This window comes from Bradyrhizobium sp. JYMT SZCCT0428, from assembly GCF_018131075.1.
In the GTDB taxonomy this organism is placed as follows: domain Bacteria; phylum Pseudomonadota; class Alphaproteobacteria; order Rhizobiales; family Xanthobacteraceae; genus Bradyrhizobium.
Genome location: NZ_JAFCLS010000026.1, coordinates 1 through 17,795 on the forward strand (window position 1 = coordinate 1; position 17,795 = coordinate 17,795).

General features: G+C 56.3%; 15 protein-coding genes. 4 read left to right on the forward strand and 11 right to left on the reverse strand.

The features are described from left to right. From JQ575_RS24895 to JQ575_RS24935, 9 genes are all read right to left on the reverse strand, one after another. The coding region (locus JQ575_RS24895; protein WP_212035787.1) for a hypothetical protein at positions 1–254 on the reverse strand (254 nt) is incomplete at its 3' end. Between the two features lie 90 nt (positions 255–344). Beyond that, complete coding sequence (locus JQ575_RS24900) at positions 345–710, reverse strand: phasin family protein (RefSeq protein WP_212035788.1); 366 nt, start codon at positions 708–710, stop codon at positions 345–347. Positions 711–803: 93 nt separating this feature from the next. Then, the gene (locus tag JQ575_RS24905) at positions 804–1,769 is read right to left on the reverse strand and encodes an alpha/beta fold hydrolase (RefSeq protein ID WP_249166882.1); all 966 of its coding nucleotides are present in this window, start codon (positions 1,767–1,769) and stop codon (positions 804–806) included. Positions 1,770–2,002: 233 nt separating this feature from the next. Beyond that, positions 2,003–2,419, reverse strand: a complete 417-nt coding sequence (locus JQ575_RS24910; protein WP_212035789.1) for an ester cyclase — start codon at positions 2,417–2,419, stop codon at positions 2,003–2,005. A gap of 567 nt (positions 2,420–2,986) precedes the next feature. Beyond that, on the reverse strand, positions 2,987–3,517 hold the full coding sequence (locus JQ575_RS24915) for a DinB family protein (protein WP_212035790.1): 531 nt from the start codon (positions 3,515–3,517) through the stop codon (positions 2,987–2,989). A gap of 448 nt (positions 3,518–3,965) precedes the next feature. Further along, on the reverse strand, positions 3,966–4,463 hold the full coding sequence (locus tag JQ575_RS24920; protein WP_212035791.1) for a DUF4142 domain-containing protein: 498 nt from the start codon (positions 4,461–4,463) through the stop codon (positions 3,966–3,968). 713 nt (positions 4,464–5,176) lie between these two features. After that, a complete protein-coding gene (locus JQ575_RS24925; protein WP_212035792.1) occupies positions 5,177–6,463 on the reverse strand; it encodes a metallophosphoesterase in 1,287 nt (428 codons plus the stop codon). Next, positions 6,463–7,773 carry a protein kinase domain-containing protein gene (locus tag JQ575_RS24930; protein ID WP_212035793.1) on the reverse strand — a complete coding sequence of 437 codons (1,311 nt, stop codon included), beginning with the start codon at positions 7,771–7,773 and terminating at the stop codon, positions 6,463–6,465. Before JQ575_RS24930 ends, JQ575_RS24925 begins: the two co-directional genes overlap by 1 nt. An 18-nt stretch (positions 7,774–7,791) precedes the next feature. After that, entirely contained in the window at positions 7,792–8,649 is an 858-nt protein-coding gene (locus JQ575_RS24935) for a VWA domain-containing protein (RefSeq protein WP_212035794.1), read from the reverse strand. A gap of 334 nt (positions 8,650–8,983) precedes the next feature. Here JQ575_RS24935 and JQ575_RS24940 point away from each other — a divergent pair, with 334 nt between their 5' ends. Both JQ575_RS24940 and JQ575_RS24945 read left to right on the forward strand, forming a co-directional pair. Then, entirely contained in the window at positions 8,984–9,292 is a 309-nt protein-coding gene (locus JQ575_RS24940) for a hypothetical protein (RefSeq protein ID WP_212035795.1), read from the forward strand. 312 nt (positions 9,293–9,604) lie between these two features. Further along, positions 9,605–10,747, forward strand: a complete 1,143-nt coding sequence (locus JQ575_RS24945; protein WP_212035796.1) for a TRAP transporter substrate-binding protein — start codon at positions 9,605–9,607, stop codon at positions 10,745–10,747. 104 nt (positions 10,748–10,851) lie between these two features. Here the strand turns inward: JQ575_RS24945 and JQ575_RS24950 are convergent, their stop codons facing one another. Beyond that, a complete protein-coding gene (locus tag JQ575_RS24950) occupies positions 10,852–12,021 on the reverse strand; it encodes a site-specific integrase (protein WP_212035797.1) in 1,170 nt (389 codons plus the stop codon). Positions 12,022–12,126: 105 nt separating this feature from the next. After that, complete coding sequence (secA, locus tag JQ575_RS24955) at positions 12,127–14,964, reverse strand: preprotein translocase subunit SecA (RefSeq protein WP_212035798.1); 2,838 nt, start codon at positions 14,962–14,964, stop codon at positions 12,127–12,129. 363 nt (positions 14,965–15,327) lie between these two features. On the opposite strand from secA, the gene JQ575_RS24960 reads away from it, so the two are divergent. After that, the gene (locus JQ575_RS24960; RefSeq protein ID WP_212035799.1) at positions 15,328–16,257 is read left to right on the forward strand and encodes a peptidylprolyl isomerase; all 930 of its coding nucleotides are present in this window, start codon (positions 15,328–15,330) and stop codon (positions 16,255–16,257) included. Positions 16,258–16,444: 187 nt separating this feature from the next. Beyond that, positions 16,445–17,701: a bifunctional glutamate N-acetyltransferase/amino-acid acetyltransferase ArgJ gene (gene argJ / locus JQ575_RS24965; protein WP_212035800.1), complete on the forward strand. Its 1,257-nt coding sequence runs from the start codon at positions 16,445–16,447 to the stop codon at positions 17,699–17,701. Positions 17,702–17,795: the final 94 nt, after the last annotated feature.

Here is a 17,795-nt window from a genome sequence, read left to right on the forward strand (position 1 = left end):
GCCGCACCTAATTGATCGATCAGTGTAATGATCCGGGATTCATCGGGCATCGCCAGCAAATATCCCGTCGTATTTTCTGCTCGCCGTTTTGTCAGTAATTTGTCTAGGCGCTTGGCCGACTCACCATTTTCAGGCGATCTGGCATCTATTACGCACGGCTGCGCACATCGGCGTCTGCAAAGTACATCACCCGATCGCTGAAGACCACTAATGAGCAGGTTGCCATCGTCCTGGGTCGCAGACTGCTGTTCCAACTGGAACGGAGAGCCGATCAGGGTCTGCCGGCAAAATCCAAGTCATTCGCTGCCGTCATCGACGATTACATCCGCTTTCGTGAGCGGGATCTACTTGATCTCAATCGATTTTTTTGAAGTCTCAACATCAGAACCGGGTGTGTCATAAAGTTCTTTCAGTTGGCGACTTGCTGTCTCGAACTGCGCATTCAGGAACTGCGCCTGAAGATTTGCAGCTTCCTGCAAGTCACTGCATCGAAGCAAATTTCGGGCATGATCAAATGCTGCATTCATATTCTGCGCTCCCATTGAGAGCAGTTTCTTCGAAAAGTCTGTTGTCGGATTGGGAACGACTGAAGCCAATTTGTCGGCGGCTTCAATTAGGCGGTACACACCTTGTTCCGCTTGCTCGATGGCCTTCTCGACCATCTCTTTCACCTGTTCTGGGATTTGTATACTCGATTTCGATTCAGCCATTTAACAACACCTTCGCAATCCGGTCAGCAGCCTACGGACATCAATTGTTTGTCCTTCTACTCCTCATGGCATGATGCGAAAAAAGAGGCCTTTTCAGTTGAGTTCTTTTAGAAACCTGACCAGCGCTGCGTTTATCTCTTCTGGTCGCTCTTGCTGGGTCCAATGCCCACAGCCGGGGAGCATAATTGTTTCTCGGAGTTGCGGGACGAATTGGCGCAAGTTCGGAATCAGTTTATCTGCGCCCGGGAATCGAACTACCAGGTCGCGGTCGCCCACAACGTAGAGTGCTGGAACGGTCACCTTTGCGCCTGCCCAAGGCGCGAGCAGCGACCAGTTACGGTCCGCGTTTCGATACCAGTTCAAGCCACCCCTGAACCCGGTTCGCTTGTATTCGTTCGCATAGAAATCAATATCGTCCTCGGTAATCTCAGCCGGGAGATCGCCTACCAACGGCGCTATTGCGTCTATCCATCCGCCGTTCCTTGGAACCATTCCCACCGCGCCCTTCCCGGGGGTGGAATTTCCACTCAAGCCGAGAAGCGCTACGCTTAGCGTACGTTTCGGATCACGTTCGAATTCAGCTTCCGCTATGCCCGGTTCTTGGAAGTACAACTGGTAGAAAATGGCGTCGTCGGTTTGGGGCATGACGGTGGTGGGAGCTACATCGCCGCGTGGACGGAATGGAACGCTAAGACCAACAACACCTCTGAACTTATCGGGTCGAAATAGAGCTGAATGCCAAGCCACCGGTGCGCCCCAATCGTGTCCGACGATGACCGCATCCGTAAAACCAAGCCCCTCGACAAGACCTACCACGTCACCGGTCAGGTGAAGCATGGTGTATTGGTCAATTGCTTCTGGTTTGTCGGTTTGGCCATAGCCGCGCATGTCAGGTGCGACAGCGCAGTAGCCAGCGCTTGCCAATGCTTTGATTTGATGCCGCCACGAATACCAAGATTCGGGAAATCCATGACATAGGAGCACGAGGGGGCCTTCGCCTGCCATCGCGACATGCATCTTGATCCCATTGGTCGTGACAAACCTGTGCGTGATTTCCAAAGTTGCCCCCTATCAATCGTGCTTGTGATTTGAGCGTACAGGGTCTCGATTAGGCTGAAAGTATTTCTCGAAGGCCCGCTTGGTCGTGGGCAGCCCCATTCCAACGCCCCTTCGTCATGCGTTCACCACATAGAAGCGACGCAAGCTGTACACCGACTACGCGAGGCCCCAGCGTGGCAACTGTTTCAATAAATGGGCATCATTTCTTGAGAACTTCGGGCGGCACCGTCCGCTCAGGCCCAGCCTAGTTCCTTTAGTGCCATTCCAGAATGCCAAATCTTCGTCATGTGGCTGATCTTGTCGCCGGTGAACTGCATCACATAGACGTAATCCGAGGTCGTCTTTTTGCCCGTCGGTTCGCACGGACCACCGGGACCGGTGTGAGTCCCCGAAAAGACACCGTATGCAGCGACGTTGTTTCGCTCGGTATCAGTGGCAAAGGATTTCACCTCATAACTGCCGTCCGGCATAATCGTCATTAGTCCTTTCATCCAATCCGTGTATTCCGCGAGTGATTTGATGCCTACAAGCGGTTCGGCTTGTGCGGCGAAGGTCGCATTCGGAGCGCAGTAAGCCTTGCAGGCTTCCCACCCCTTTCCAGTTTCGCATGCTGCAAAGAAACGGTTAGCAACATCTGTGATGGACGCCATGCCTGCCTCCCTACCGATTCTAATTTTACGTCTAGAATTTGCCTGAGCTTGGCGCTTTTCGCTGTGGTGAGGTTGATCATCATTGTCGTCGAGATAGCGCTATCAACGCTCCTTCAGGATGAAGACCCAATAAGCTTAGCTGAAATTCTCTACCCTACTGGCTACGTCGGAAAGTGATCTCCGAAACGCAGTCTCTGATCTTCGAATTCAGACACGTCGAACTGTTGCCCGGCTATAAACTTGCCAACCAAATCGCTCCAACAGGCGAGCTTTATCGACTGTAGCATCTGGGCCGATGCGAACAGTGACGACGCTCTGTTCGTTTTTCGATGCGTGAATGGTGAACGTCATTGGCACCTTACCGAAGGACGAGCATACACTATCTTGCGGGAATTTAGAGGCGGCGTGATAGCGCAGGCGTATTGCGGTGCATCAATTCGATGACCACCGCACGGACCCGACGTTCACACGCCAAATGTGACGACCGAGGCTGCTGGTTGCAGGAGAAAAAAGAGAGAGAGCCCTAGCTTGGCCATTCGTCTGTCGGCTACTCAGCTCGCTAAATGGTCAGGTCAAAGTAAGTTTTTGAAGGCCCGGTGCTGTGCCACCCCGCTGAAAAACAAGAAGATCAAGGGAAGGCGGTTCTGCTCCCGTTAGAATTGATAGGCATGCATGTGCCTGTCCACGGTGATGCGTCTGATGATTGAACAGATGCATCAAGATATCTCCGAGAACCTGCGACTGGGGCATTCCTGAGGTCGTTTTATAGCTGTGCAAACCTCTCAGCGCCGCTTCGTCGTATTTTTCGATTAGTGTTATGAGCCGTTCATCCTCTGCAATACGTGCACGGGTCAATTCCATGCGGTCTTCATACACGATGTCATCCAGGCGGTTTGGTTGATCCCCTTCACCTGTTAACCGCTTCAACCAGAGGCGGTCCATGAGCAACAGATGATTGAGTGTGCCGTGAAGGCTACCGAAGAATACGCCGATGTGAAGCCGGTAAGATGTTTCTGATAGATCGAGCACTGCGGCGTAAAGACGTGCGTTGGCCCACTTGTTGTAAGCCGCCAACTGTTTGAACCAATCGACTGACATAACCCTGTACCTGTAGCTAGGCAGCGGCCCGCTTGACTGTCCGAGCCGATCCGAGCCGGCAATTTCGCCAATTTAGTTCCAAAGTTCAGCAGAGATTTGTCGCGCTCGGCAATAGTTTCCCGTTAAGGCTCGGTGCTTATCGCCCTCGGGCGCCGACCCCTCGGTAGCCATCGGGAATTCGTTGTGATCGTTACGCTCACCCGTTCGCCCCATGACCGATTTGGCGCAATGCCCGCTCATTCGAGCTGCTTAATGCGTTCGTCAACGTCGGTAATGACGAACGTCACTGAAGGGCGGCTGCGAGCTGCTTCTCGTTGACCTGCAAGGCACCTGCCTCGAATTGGTTTTCAATCAACCTTTGCTGGGTTGAGTATCAGCTCCCGCCCAAGCAAAACAACTTTACGAGCGGGTGGTGCCCGTTCCTTGATGACATAAGGACCTGGCAGAATTACTTACCGGGCTTCAAGGATTTTGCGGTGTCAAAATGTTTCCGCAACGTATCGATCTGGCCCGAAGCATATTCACCGGCTGGATCCTTAAGCTTGGACGCCTTCATGTATTCGGCGATATCTTTCTGGTGGTCGGCAACCATGTGAGTGGCGAACATTTTGTCAAAAGCCGAACCGGACATTTTTGCCATCTTATCATAGTCGGCCTTTTGCTTCGCATTTGGTCCGGTTGGTGGATTCACCCCCAGGCCCTTGGCAGCATCCAAAGCCTTCTGATTGGCGGCGGCGTGGTCTGCGGAAAGCATTTTTCCATACGACTTGACGTCATCGCTTTGACCATTCTTTTGTGCAAGGTCTCCCATGCTGACTTCTGCGAAATTGCCCTCGATTGCCTTCTTGAGGAATGTCTGGCTCGGCTTGTCTTTCGCAGATGCATTGGCAATCGAGATTGCCAGCAGGAGGGTTACTGTCCCAAGGAATGATAAGTGTCTGTTCATAGGCGTTCTCCCATAGATATATTTCCTGAAACGTTCCAGTAAACGAAGAGGTTCCAAATCGGGCCCGATGGCACAAACCCTTCGGGTAGGCGGTCATCCTGTACAAGGACCGCAGGCCCGGCAATTGAACAAGCGCACCGCTGTCAACGCTTCGGCCGGGTTTCAATAGCCAAGCAGCAGCGCTCCAAAATTTGAACCAAGCAATGAGAGCAAGAAAAAGAAGAACATGAAAAGCAAAATGACCCTAAAGCAGCCACCTGCTATTCTCGGGGTGGTGGGGCTATAAGTGTAATCAGATGAATCCGGCACTCGGGGGCCGGTTACGGCCCCACCAAGTATACGACGCAACCTATCTAGGGCCCTTGCCCGCGCTACCAATTCATCACTTACAAGGATTTCATCGGAATGAGTGGGTCTTGAGCCCCAAGGCCCCCGTCTTTTCGGAGTTGCCGGGCTTCGAGATGGAGCATCGCTAGTCCTGGCGCTTCTTCTAGCACCACCGCTTCGGACGGTCCCTACGGTAGGCCGGGTTGGCGGCGGACTTATAGTTACGCCGTATTCAGCCCCACATTGTGCGCACTTCGGGCCGTCTAACCAGCGGCCCGGATCGTGGTTCTTACAGAAGTACCGAACCTGGCCCTCATGACAGGCCTCGCACACCCCGCGAACGGAATGCGAAGTACCGCAGTTGTCGCATCGCAAGACTACGGCACTCATGATGCGTCACAAGCTTGAGGTTCGGAAACCTCTGGGTAAAACTCTCGAATCAGATGGGGTGGGATATGGAGGCGAAACACCTGAGGTAACGAATTCTCGGTATAAAGTGCTACGGTCGGAAGCCGTTCATGGGAGCCCAGAAACTCTCTAGAAAGGCGCCTGGATAAGGCCACAGTAGTCAGAACGGGGTTCGCTTTGTATGCGGCGTAAAGCTGATAGCGCTCATCAACATGGTCGTGACCCCTCACCATATGTGTCACGGGACGCCCCAAAGAGGCCGCGACCGAACAGAACGCTGAAAAATCTTCATGACCGAATTGACTGCCCCGGGTAAAGCGGTTTGGTAGTTTTTTCCGGGCAGTCGGGTGGGCTCGGGCCCACACGAAGTCTGATAAGCAGGATGGAGCGTTCCAGTCTCCGGTCTCTCTGAGCATGCAATGTAGGTCGGCCAAAGGAAAACCTCCATGCGCAACTAAAAGCCCGTCAGGAAAAAAGAGGGCACGGGGCGCATTCGCAAAAAGGCGTATAGCTAACTTTCCAGCGCCAACGATCGCATCGTCGGACAGATTGTTATTAAGGAACTCAGAGAAGTCCGATGGAGATACCGTGGACGTAAAACGGTTACCGTCGTGTCCAAGCGCCTCATCATGATTTCCAGCAATCACACAAATAGTTGCAGCGTGGGCCAGGATAAGCTCAAAAACACGAAGCAGCACCTCCAAACCAAAACCTTCGTCGTCGAATAGATCGCCGAGAAAAATAATCCGGGAATCGGGGGACCCATATTTCGGATGCGTAAGAATCAGGGATAAAGCGGATTCAAGCGCGAGCAGATCGCCATGAAGGTCCCCTATAAACCACAGTGGGGACTGGCCCGACTCTATTACATTAATGACTTTATCGTCCGGAAAAGCACGATGAGTATCAAATAACATCGTTTTTTCAGAAGCGCTGAGAAAGGCCTCTACTTTGCTAACGGTATCGGCGATCCGGCCGCGGATGCCAGTACCAATCATGAGCTGACTTATTGCGTGCCAATCTAAATCCTCAATATCAACGACGGGAAGGAATGACGGGGATGCACAATGGCCGCCGTCCTGCAAATCAGGGGTAATAGCCGTCGATTCCGGTGGGTCCCCCGTTGCGTGCTCCGCAGTTGAAGGTGCATTCAATTTTTCGAGGTTTCGATCGACAACTGGACCTGTCACCCCGTCAGATTGTGATGCATGGTCAGCCACTGTTTGGGGTTCGTCCTCCGAGTCGGGGCGGCCAATCACTGGCATCAGCCGCCTCGCACTGCGAGTAGCATTTTGACAACGCCCTTTGCCTCTCGACCAACAGCGATCGAATCGCCTTCGCGGAGCACCACCGGTCCGGTAACCGCTGCCCCATTAAGCAAGGTTTCGTTGACCGTTCTTTCAAGTGGAGTCAGGACCCATTGACCTTGAGAGTTGCGGTCGAGGATACATTGCTTCGCATCCCAAAATTGGGCCTCTGGACCAAGCTGTTGCATAAGAGAGCGAGTTAGCTCTGTTCGAACCCCAAATTTCAGGGATCCCCCCTCGGCATTTTGGAGCTGCAACAAATCGGCGGTGATAGGCTCTCTTCGTTTTCTTCGATCGCTGGCTGTCGGTGAGGACACGGTATCCATTGATGTCTCGCTCCGTTCCCGACTCGAATCGCTTCCGCTGAGAACGGCACGCAATTCGGAAGCTGTGGGGCGAAGGGTAGGATCAGAAGAAAGACAGCGGTGGATCGCCAAACTTACCGACGAGTTTTGGGCTGGCAGCGGCATGATCCCAACTAGCGGTAGAGGCTTAGCCTGATCTCCGAGTACCATTTTTGCATATTCCCCCTGATCTTCGCTCCAGTAAGGATGCCTACCCGCCAGCAGTTCTGAAAGAATTAGTCCGCAGGTGAAAATATCCGATCGGGCATCGGGCACTTGACGACGGGTGAGGTGCTCGGGGGAGCGGTAGTTATCGCTTCCGATGTATCCTTGATGACCGTGCCACGGCGCTCGATGGTCGGTCAGTAATGAGAAATCCATGTCAATAAGCTTGAGCTGATAGCCCGCTTTGATAGTTGGATCACGGATCAAGTAAATATTAGCTGGCTTAAGATCAGCATGCGCAATGTTAGATTGGTGCAGCGCTTCAATTCCGGCCATCAAGACTTTGGCCCAGGTAACATGCCGAGACCACACTGCTGGATTTTGGGTCGGAGCTACCTTTGATCTTCGGTGTTCATCGGCTTCGGCATCGAATATTTTTTGGAGATCGTCTCCATTCTTCACGAACTCAAAAGCCTGAAAATAGCAAGGACCGCCCCAGGTTTCCTCGAAGGCATCCAACTGGGCAACTGCGAAGCGAGCCGCCTTGCCCTTCTTCACACGTGATGAGAGCTCGCGCTGATAGGCAACAAACGAATTATACCAAACGACGGTCGGCGCGGGAGATTTGTACTGCTTGAAGAAGACTAACTCCCCGGAAGGTGAAACAGCGCCGTACGAAATCGCCATCATCCCAGGTCCGAAGACCTTCGTGATGCGGTAATCGCGGATAACGTCGCCGACTTTCAGCTTTTTTGCCATAACAGGGTAGCTCTCTCCTCAGAGGGCCACGGTCTCCGCTGATCGAGACACGCTTGCTGCAAGCTGTTTCAAGGTCGTTCGAAAACTTACGGGATCGGATGTGAATTTTTTCAAGGCCTCCTGCGGACTTAATCCCTCGTACTCCACCACCTCCCATTCCGACTTATCGATCTGACTAAGGCGGTCGTACCCTTCAAAATTGGGAGCGAACAAACTCAGAATGATCCGATTGGCCATTATGACGTTTGCGACATCTTGCAAGGAGCCGCCCTTTGCCTCCTGGATGCTCATGGTCTCCTTGAATGATGCGTCCGTGAAGACGATAATTACACGTGCCGCATCGCTTCGATACCGCCACTTGTTCGGATCTTCAGTCTGCGAACCTTTTGGAGTGGCTTCCATCGAAGCAGCCTTGTACAGCGCATCAAGAAGCGATTCAGGCTCGTCGCCCCCTCCCTCTGCTTTCAAAGCAGCTAATTGCGCCTTCAGTTGGCTTGTATCTCGCACAAAAGGTGCGTCCACGATCCATTGAATTCCTTCCGATTCAGCCGCCTCAACATCACGATAACCCACTACCTTCCCTCGCCAGTCTCGGATGGGTGGAGCGTTATTCGCCTCGCCTTTGCTCAAAGAATCGATGAAAGCTTCGATGTTTGTTCGCAGCGCATCAATGCAAGGAGCCATACTGCCGCTGATATCAACCATAAACACGATATCAGCTACCCCTTTTGTCTTCGCCTTTGCGGGAGGTACTGACGTAGTCAAACTGGGCTCGTCTAAACTCGAAGTAGATTCCATCGCTTTCGGTTCAGTGTTTTCTGTCGTTTCCTTGCCGTCCAAACCAGTCGGGTTATCGGGATGCTCAGCTGAGGTCATGATGACTCCTAAAGCGAACGAGGTGCAGCGGCGAGTACAAGAAACATGGCAAAGTAGGCAAAGTTCCACCGGCCTACGCCACCGTTCCAAAGGACCGTTCGCTCGAGCGGGCCAAACGCGAGGCAAGCACATCTGTTCGCCCGGGAAATGCCCGGCTAGCTGGTAGTTACGCTGATCAGACCGCAATTGGGTTTGGCGGCCTTCTTCGAGTGTTGTGATGGCCCGCGTCACTCGGTAACGGGATGCGAAGTTCTGCGATCTGGGGCACCCGGAGGAACTTTCATAACCGCTACGGTTATCTCCGATACTTCCTTGCGTACTTTGAACGAGATAAATGACCGCCTCTCTTAAAGAGATGAATAGATATTTCGAGATGATCCATCGGCGAGTGCCGGCCAGGGTCTCTCAGTTCATTCGCTGGTTGCGCAAACCGTCCTCATTCGCCGCTCGGCTAGCGGTGGCTTTACTCTTCATTCTCGGGGGCGTCTTTAGCTTCTTACCTGTGTTGGGTATCTGGATGCTGCCCCTTGGCCTCCTGTTGATTGCTCAGGATATCCCCTTCTTGCAGAAGCCTCTCGTTAGTTGCCTGGCGTGGATAGAGAAAAAGTGGGAATTGCTAAAACTGAAGTGGCAAACTCGCTGAATGGTTACGACAATCTCAGCTTGGTCGATGCTTTAGAGGCGCTGACGTGCGATCTTGCATGCCTAGCAACACGGATTCACCAAAGGGCAAGTCTTCATGAAGGCAGCCTCGCGTAAGAGACGCCGAAGAAGCGAGTATCGACGCAAGGTTCTGTACGCTTTGGCCGCCGGCTTATTCGTTGCGTCGATCGCCAGTGGCATCCTTCTTGTCACTTTTCGACCTACGACTCTGCGAATAGTAGTGGCATCGGGCGGAGACGACGCAAGGACCGTCGAAACAATATCGCGAGTTTTGACTCGGGAACGTAGCCCTGTGCGCCTCGCCGTGACGTTAGTAGAGCAAGGAAAAGCGGAAGCGCTATTAAAGGTAGGTGGTGCAGACCTAGCGACCGCCCGGAGCGACGTTGTAGCGGACGATCTTTTTGCTGTCGCGGTATTACGAAAAAGCGCACTTCTTGTTTGGACCGTGCATTCGTCAAATCAAAAGCCTTTGCGGTCTACTGAGTGGAAAAAACTGGCGGGCTCAAAAATAGCTTTCCTGAACGGGACTACCGCCGACCTGGCCCTACTCAACATCAATCTTTCCTCAGAAGGGGTACCGCCCGAGAGGGTTGAAATTGTATCGGTCAATAGTTTGGAGGCCGCAGTAGGCGACAGAAGTATAAATGTTTTCGCAACGATGGGGGCAATCAAGAGCAAAGCTATCGCGGAGAACTTCCGGAGTTTCTCGAAACTACGGGAAACTCCAAACTTCCTTGGCCTCGAGACGGCCGAAGCAATTGTTCTCCAGCGGCCGGCGATTGAGGCTCTGGAAATTCCAAAGTCGGCTTTCGGCTCCACCCCTACGTTGCCGCCCGAAGCTGTAAATGTGATCGCGGTCAGCGAACTCGTCGTCGCCAATAAGAGTCTGTCGGAGCAAAACGCGGCGGCTTTTGCTCGGGCGTTATTCGCTCATCGGCAAACAATATTGCGGGAAATTCGTGATATTGCCACCATCGAGAAGCCCAACACAGAAAAGGATGCGGGTATCCCTGCGCACCCTGGCGTAGCTGCGTATATTGATGGAACAGAACGGACCTTTCTTGAGCGATACGGGGACTACTTCTGGGGCGGCGTGCTCGTACTGTCTGCCTTGGGGTCGTTTGGTACAGGTCTTCGTGCTTTTCTTTATCCACGCGAGCAAGAGAACGTTTCGTCTTTCAGGGATAGAGCGCTGGAGTTGGCAACAAAGATCCGTACTTCTTCAGCTGAAGATTTGATGCAGATTGAAATTGAGATTGAGAACATCGTGCGGGAAACGCTCCGCAAATATGACGAAGGAGTTATTGAGGAAGGAGCACTTACTGCGTTGGCCCTTGCGATCGAACAAGTCCGATCGGCTGCAGCGAGCCGAAGCCAAAGTAAGCCGCCTTCGGTTTGTGAACGGACAGCTTCCGACCAACCTCTTAATCCTTGAGCCGAATTACAACCAAGGGACCTTTTCCTTTACCGACTACCGGGCTGAGCTGATGCTAGCGTGAGCAAAATCACAGAAAGCCTTGCCACATTTCTGCGAACTCTTTAGTCGCCCAAACGGGTCGCAAACACAGCCGCCGTGGCCTGCTTGCCATAATATTCCTGAATTATCTGCACTGAGGTTCCCATGTTTCGGGCGACCTCGAACACGCCGACCCCGTTCCGAAGCGCATTCACTGCATAGAAGTGCCGGAAGCTGTAGATCGAGTATTTTTCGCCGAAGCTACTCCGCTGCAGACCCGCCTCCCTGAGTGCCGCACCTAATTGATCGATCAGTGTAATGATCCGGGATTCATCGGGCATCGCCAGCAAATATCCCGTCGTATTTTCTGCTCGCCGTTTTGTCAATAATTTGTCTAGGCGCTTGGCCGTGGCGGACCTGATTATGACGTCTCGTTCGCCCGTTTTTCCTCGCACGACAAAGCGATAGTTGCTTCGGCCCTTTTCGTCCTTGAACGGGTGGACGTCTCGGACTCTCAGATCGTTGATCTCCCCCGGTCGAAGGCCTGAATTTGCAATAATGAGGACGTAGTGTCGCAAGAGCTCTCGGCTTCGTTTGGTCCGCTTGTCCCTGGCTGTGTTTATGCGCCTGCAAAGTACCCGCCAAAGCAGCCTAAACTCAGATAATTCAAATGCCGGTCGCACCCGTTTCTTTTTCGGAGTGAAGGTTGCTGTAATGGCAGGCCTATTGCCACGGAGCCCCTGGTCAGCTCCCCATCTGACAATGGCCTTCCCGATCATCATGTCGAATTGAATGGTTCGGTCGGCGGGATGCCGCTTGGCGTTCTTCGGTAGCCTCTCGAACTTAGCGTAGTAATCCCGGCGCCACGGAATAAACTCCCGCATCACCTTGTCGTCGATTGCCTCGACGGCCAACTCACCAGCATATTCCTGCCAGAACTTCGAAACACGAATGATCTGCCTTAGCATTCCCGCCGAGGTCTTACCGTGCGCATGATCCCGCTCACGAAAGCGGATGTAGTCGTCGATGACCGACGAGAATAATTTGGATCTTGCCGGAAGACCCTGATCGGCTCTGTGTTCTATTTGGAACAGCAGTCTGCGGCCCAGGTCGATGGCGGTCTGCTCGTTAGAAGTCTTCAGCGACCGGGTGATGTAACTGTTCGACGCCGCAGTGCGAAGCCGTGCGTAGTAGATCCCAGATCGCCTGAAGATCGTAAGCTTGCCATCCTCAAGATAGCGAGCGCCTTCCATCCGTGGTGCCCCTGAAGTTCGGCAAGCACCACATGGAATGCTTTCAATTGGCTAGGGGCCGATTCGTTGCCTCTAACCCATTGAGGTCATTTGCGCTTCTTGCGCCTAAGCGTGACGACCGTGGCAGTGCTTGAACTTCTTGCCGCTTCCGCAGGGACAATCCTCGTTGCGGCCGACCTTGCCCCAGGTGGCGGGATTCTTGGGATCGCGGTCCGCGGCGGCCACCGCGGGCACCAGCGAGGCGCCTGCGAACGCCATCTCGTCTTCGCCGGTATCCGGATTGAGCTTGTGCGCTTCCATCACCGGCAACGCCGGCTGCTGCTCTTCCGGCGGAACGATCTCGACGCGCATCAACTGCGCCGTCACCGCCTCGCGCAGATGCGCGATCATCGCCTCGAACAGGCTGAAGGCTTCCGACTTGTATTCCTGCAACGGATCGCGCTGGCCGTAGCCGCGCAGGCCGATCACCTGGCGCAGATGGTCGAGCATCACGAGATGCTCGCGCCAGAGATGATCCAGCGTCTGCAGCAGAATGGTCTTTTCGACGTAGCGCATCACGTCGGGGCCCCATTGCGCGACCTTGGCCGCCATGCGCTCGTCGACATGCTTCTCGATGCGCGCCAGCAATTCCTCGTCGGCGATGCCCTCTTCCTTGGCCCATTCATCGACCGGCAGCTCGACGTCGAGCACGCGCTTCAATTCGTCCTTGAGGCCGGTGACGTCCCATTGCTCGGCATAGGCATGCTCGGGCACGTGCTTGGTCACGACGTCCTCGACGAAGGCGTGGCGCATGTCGGCGACGGTCTCGGCGACGCTGTCGTCCTTCATCAGGTCGACGCGCTGGTCGAAGATCACCTTGCGCTGGTCGTTCTGGACGTTGTCGAATTTGAGCAAATTCTTGCGGATGTCGAAGTTGCGCGCCTCGACCTTCTGCTGCGCCTTCTCCAGCGCCTTGTTGATCCAGGGATGAATGATCGCCTCGCCCTCCTTGAGGCCGAGCCGCGTCAGCATGGTATCGAGCCGGTCGGACCCGAAGATCCGCATCAGGTCGTCTTCCAGCGACAGGAAGAATTTCGAGCGTCCAGGGTCGCCCTGACGGCCGGAGCGGCCGCGCAGCTGGTTGTCGATGCGCCGCGATTCATGGCGCTCCGAACCCATGATGTAGAGCCCGCCGGGCTTGGTGATGGTCTTGGCCGGCTTCGAACCCTTGGCGGGTTCGATTTCAACGACGTCTACGGCCTTCAGCACGATCTCTCGGAAACGCTCGATGTCGGCCTTGATGAGTTCGATCTTGGCGGCCTTCTCGGCCTCATCGGTGATGTGCGCGGTCTCCTGCAGGATCCGCATCTCGAGCGAACCGCCGAGCTTGATGTCGGTACCGCGGCCGGCCATGTTGGTCGCGATCGTGATCGCCCCGGGGACGCCGGCTTCCGCGACGATATAGGCTTCCTGTTCGTGGAAGCGCGCGTTCAGCACCGCAAACAGTTTCGCAGGCTTGCCCGCGCGCGCGGCGGCATAGAGCTTCTGCATGCCGGATTCCGAACCGAAATCGATCTGCTTGTAGCCATGGCTCTTCAGGTAGTCGGCCAAGACTTCCGACTTCTCGATCGAGGCGGTGCCGACCAGCACCGGCTGCAGCCGCGCATTGGCGCGTTCGATCTCGGCCATGATCGCGGCATATTTCTCGGTCTGGGTGCGATAGACCTCGTCGTCCTCGTCGAGGCGCGCCACCGGCACGTTGGTCGGGATTTCGACGACCTCGAGCTTGTAGATGTCGAACAGTTCGTCGGCTTCGGTCAGCGCGGTGCCGGTCATGCCGGCGAGCTTGGCGTACATCCGGAAATAGTTCTGGAAGGTGATCGAGGCCAGCGTCTGGTTTTCCGGCTGGACCTGGACATGCTCCTTGGCTTCCAGCGCCTGGTGCAGGCCTTCGGAATAGCGCCGGCCCTGCATCATGCGGCCGGTGAATTCGTCGATGATGATGACCTCGCCGTCGCGGACGATGTAGTCCTTGTCACGGTTGAACAGCGAATGGGCGCGCAGCGCCTGATTGATGTGGTGGACCACCGAGACGTTCTCGACGTCGTAGAGCGACTCGCCCTTGAGCTGGCCGGCATCACGCAGCAGGGTTTCGATCTTCTCCATGCCGGCTTCGGTCAGCGTCACCGTGCGCTGCTTCTCGTCGACGTCGTAATCGGTCTTGTCGAGCTTGGGCAGGAAGGTGTCGATGGTGTTGTAGAACTCCGAGCGGTCGTCGAGCGGGCCGGAGATGATCAGGGGCGTACGTGCCTCGTCGATCAGGATTGAGTCGACTTCGTCGACGATGGCGTAGAAGTGGCTGCGCTGGACCATGTCCTCCAGCCGGTACTTCATGTTGTCGCGCAGATAGTCGAAACCGTATTCGTTGTTGGTGCCGTAGGTGATGTCGCGCGAATAGGCTTCCTTGCGCTCGGCATCGTCGAGGCCGTGGACGATCACGCCGACGGAAAGGCCGAGGAAATTATAGATCTGCCCCATCCATTCGGAGTCGCGGCGGGCGAGGTAGTCGTTGACGGTGACGACGTGGACGCCCTTAGCCGCGAGCGCGTTGAGATAGACCGCAAGCGTCGCGACTAGCGTCTTGCCTTCGCCGGTCTTCATCTCGGCGATGTCGCCCTCGTGCAGCACCATGCCGCCGATCAGCTGGACGTCGAAATGGCGCTGGCCGAGGGTGCGTTTGGCCGCCTCGCGCACGGTGGCAAAGGCCGGAACCAGGAGGTCGTCGAGCGTCTTGCCGTTGGCGAGCTGCTCGCGGAATTCGGCGGTGCGGGCCTTCAGCGCCTCGTCCGACAGCGCAGCGAGCGTGGGCTCTAGCGCGTTGATGGCGCTGACGCGGGACTGGTATCCCTTCACCCGCCGGTCGTTTGCGGAGCCGAAAAACTTGCGGGCGAGCGCGCCGATCATGCCGAGTTCCTGTCTGTGCCGTGTCTTGCTATGCCGTGTCTTGCGTTGCGGCCGTGACGTGATCCACCAAATTGCCTATCAACTCACCGTGACGCGTCGCGGCAAACGCCCCGATCCGGGGGTCATCCGCCAAGTGAGTGGGATTCAGGCAAGCTAAGGTTCAACGGCAAAAAGCCCAGTAAAATAAGCGCTATCGCCATCGATTGGTTCCGGCAGAGATATGGCTGGGCTTGAGCCTTGTCAACGTCGCCAAGATGTCAAGGAATTCATCATTTTGACAGACTTTTCGCGTTGCCAAGGTGCCATGATTGGGCGAGTGTCCCGCCGCCTCACACATACCCATCTTTAAGACAAGGATTTTGCATGACCTCCCCGTTCCCGGAAACGAAGACCGGCCTGCGCTTCGGCTTGGCCTCCTTGAAGGTTTCCTTGGCCCTGACGACCTGCCTGGTTGCGGTTCTGGCCGCCGGCCTGCCGGCCCGTGCCCAGGACAACCCCGTTCTGGCGAAGGTTAACGGCGTGGAGATCCGTCAGAGCGACGTCGCGCTGGCCGAAGAGGAACTTGGCCCCAGCCTCGCCCAGATGGACCCGGCGACCAAGAAGGACAACGTGCTGGCGTTCCTGATCGACCTCAAGATCGTCGCCAAGGCCGCCGAGGACAAAAAGGTCGAGAATTCCGAGGACTTCAAGCGGCGCATGGCGTTCACGCGCAGCCGTCTTTTGATGGACAGCCTGCTGGCCACCGAAGGCAAGCTGGCTACCACCGACGAGGCCATGAAAAAGGTCTACGAGGAGGCCTCCAAGCAGATCACCGGCGAAGCCGAAGTCCACGCCCGGCACATCCTGGTCGAGACCGAGGACGAGGCCAAGGCGATCGCGGAAGAGCTGAAAAAGGGCGCCGATTTCGCTGACCTTGCCAAGAAAAAGTCCAAGGACCCCGGCGCCTCCGATGGCGGCGACCTCGGCTTCTTCACCAAGGAGCAGATGGTGCCGGAATTCTCGGCCGTGGCGTTCGTGCTCGAGCCCGGCAAGATTTCAGATCCCGTCAAATCGCAGTTCGGCTGGCACATCATCAAGGTCGAGGAAAAGCGCAACCGCAAGGCGCCCGACTTCGAGCAGGTCAAGCTCCAGATCGAAACCTATGTGACGCGCAAGGCGCAGGCCGATTACGTGGCCAAGCTGCGCGAGGCCGCCAAGGTCGAGCGCATGGACAAGCCGGCCGAAGCGCCGGCGGCGAAGCCGGCTGAGGCTGCCAAGCCCGACGCCTCCAAGATGGCGCCGGCGAAGAAATAAAATCGACTTCGCCGTCCGACTTCAGTATTTAGGCATCATGCCCGGCCCACTCAGGTGTGCCGGGCATCCATGTCTTAGGGCCTTCATCAACGGATGCTGAAGACGTGGATGGCCGCGAATCCTTAAGCGCCTCGCGCTGCGGACCCGGCCAGATCGCTTCCAGTCTCCCTGTCGATAAGGCGCCCCCATGTCATCAGCCGTTTCCCCCCTCGCACCAACCGAAGTCCCCGACATGCCCGTGATCGCGGGCGTGCGGCTTGCCACGGCTGCCGCCGGCATCCGCTACAAGGGACGCACCGACGTGCTGCTCGCGATCATGGACAAGGGAACGAATGCGGCCGGTGTCTTCACCCAATCGAAATGCCCCAGCGCCCCGGTGGAATGGTGCCGCGCCCAACTCAAAGGCGCAGGCTCTTCCAAGGGGCTTGCGCGCGCGCTGGTGGTGAATTCCGGCAATGCCAACGCCTTCACCGGCAAGACCGGGCGGCAGGCCACGGCGTTGACGGCGTCGATTGCCGCCAAGGCGGTCGGATGCAAGCCAAATGAGGTGTTTCTCGCCTCCACCGGCGTGATCGGCGAGCCGCTTGACGCCACCAAATTCGACGGCGTGCTGGGCACGCTGGCCGAAAGCGCCGCCCCTGCCGACTGGATGAGCGCGGCCCGGGCGATCATGACCACCGACACCTTTCCGAAGGTCGCGACCGCGACCGTGAAACTCGGCAAGGCCAAGGTCACCATCAACGGCATGGCCAAGGGCGCCGGCATGATCGCGCCCGACATGGCAACCATGCTGTCCTTCGTGTTCACCGACGCGCCGCTGTCGTCGGCCGTGCTGCAAGCGCTGCTCAAGGCCGGCGTCCAGGATACCTTCAACGCGCTGACCATCGACAGCGACACCTCGACATCGGACACGCTGCTGGCGTTCGCCACCGGAACGGCCGCCGCCGACGGCGCGCCCAAAATCACCCGCGCCGGCGATCCGAGGCTGAAAGCCTTCACCAAGGCGTTCCGCGCGGTGCTCGCCGATCTTGCCGAGCAGGTCGCCCGCGACGGCGAAGGCGCGCGAAAACTGGTCGAGGTCATCGTCGAGGGCGCGACCACCAGCATCTCGGCGCGCAGGATCGCGATGTCGATCGCGAATTCGCCGCTGGTCAAGACGGCGATCGCCGGCGAGGACGCCAATTGGGGCCGCGTGGTGATGGCGGTCGGCAAGGCCGGCGAGCCCGCCAACCGCGACAAGCTGTCGATCTCGTTCAACGGCATCCGCGTCGCCAAGAGCGGCGCGCGCGATCCGTCCTACAACGAGGCGGAGGTTTCCGAGGCGATGAAGGCTCCGAAGATTCAGATCAAGGTCTCGCTCGGCCTCGGCAAGGGCCGCGACCGCGTGCTGACCTGCGACCTCACCAAGGAATACGTCGCCATCAACGGCGATTACCGGTCGTAGGCACGTTTCGTCATTGCGAGCGAAGCGAAGCAATCCACAGTCGCTATGCCGCGCCATGGATTGCTTCGCTTCGCTCGCAATGACGGGATTAACT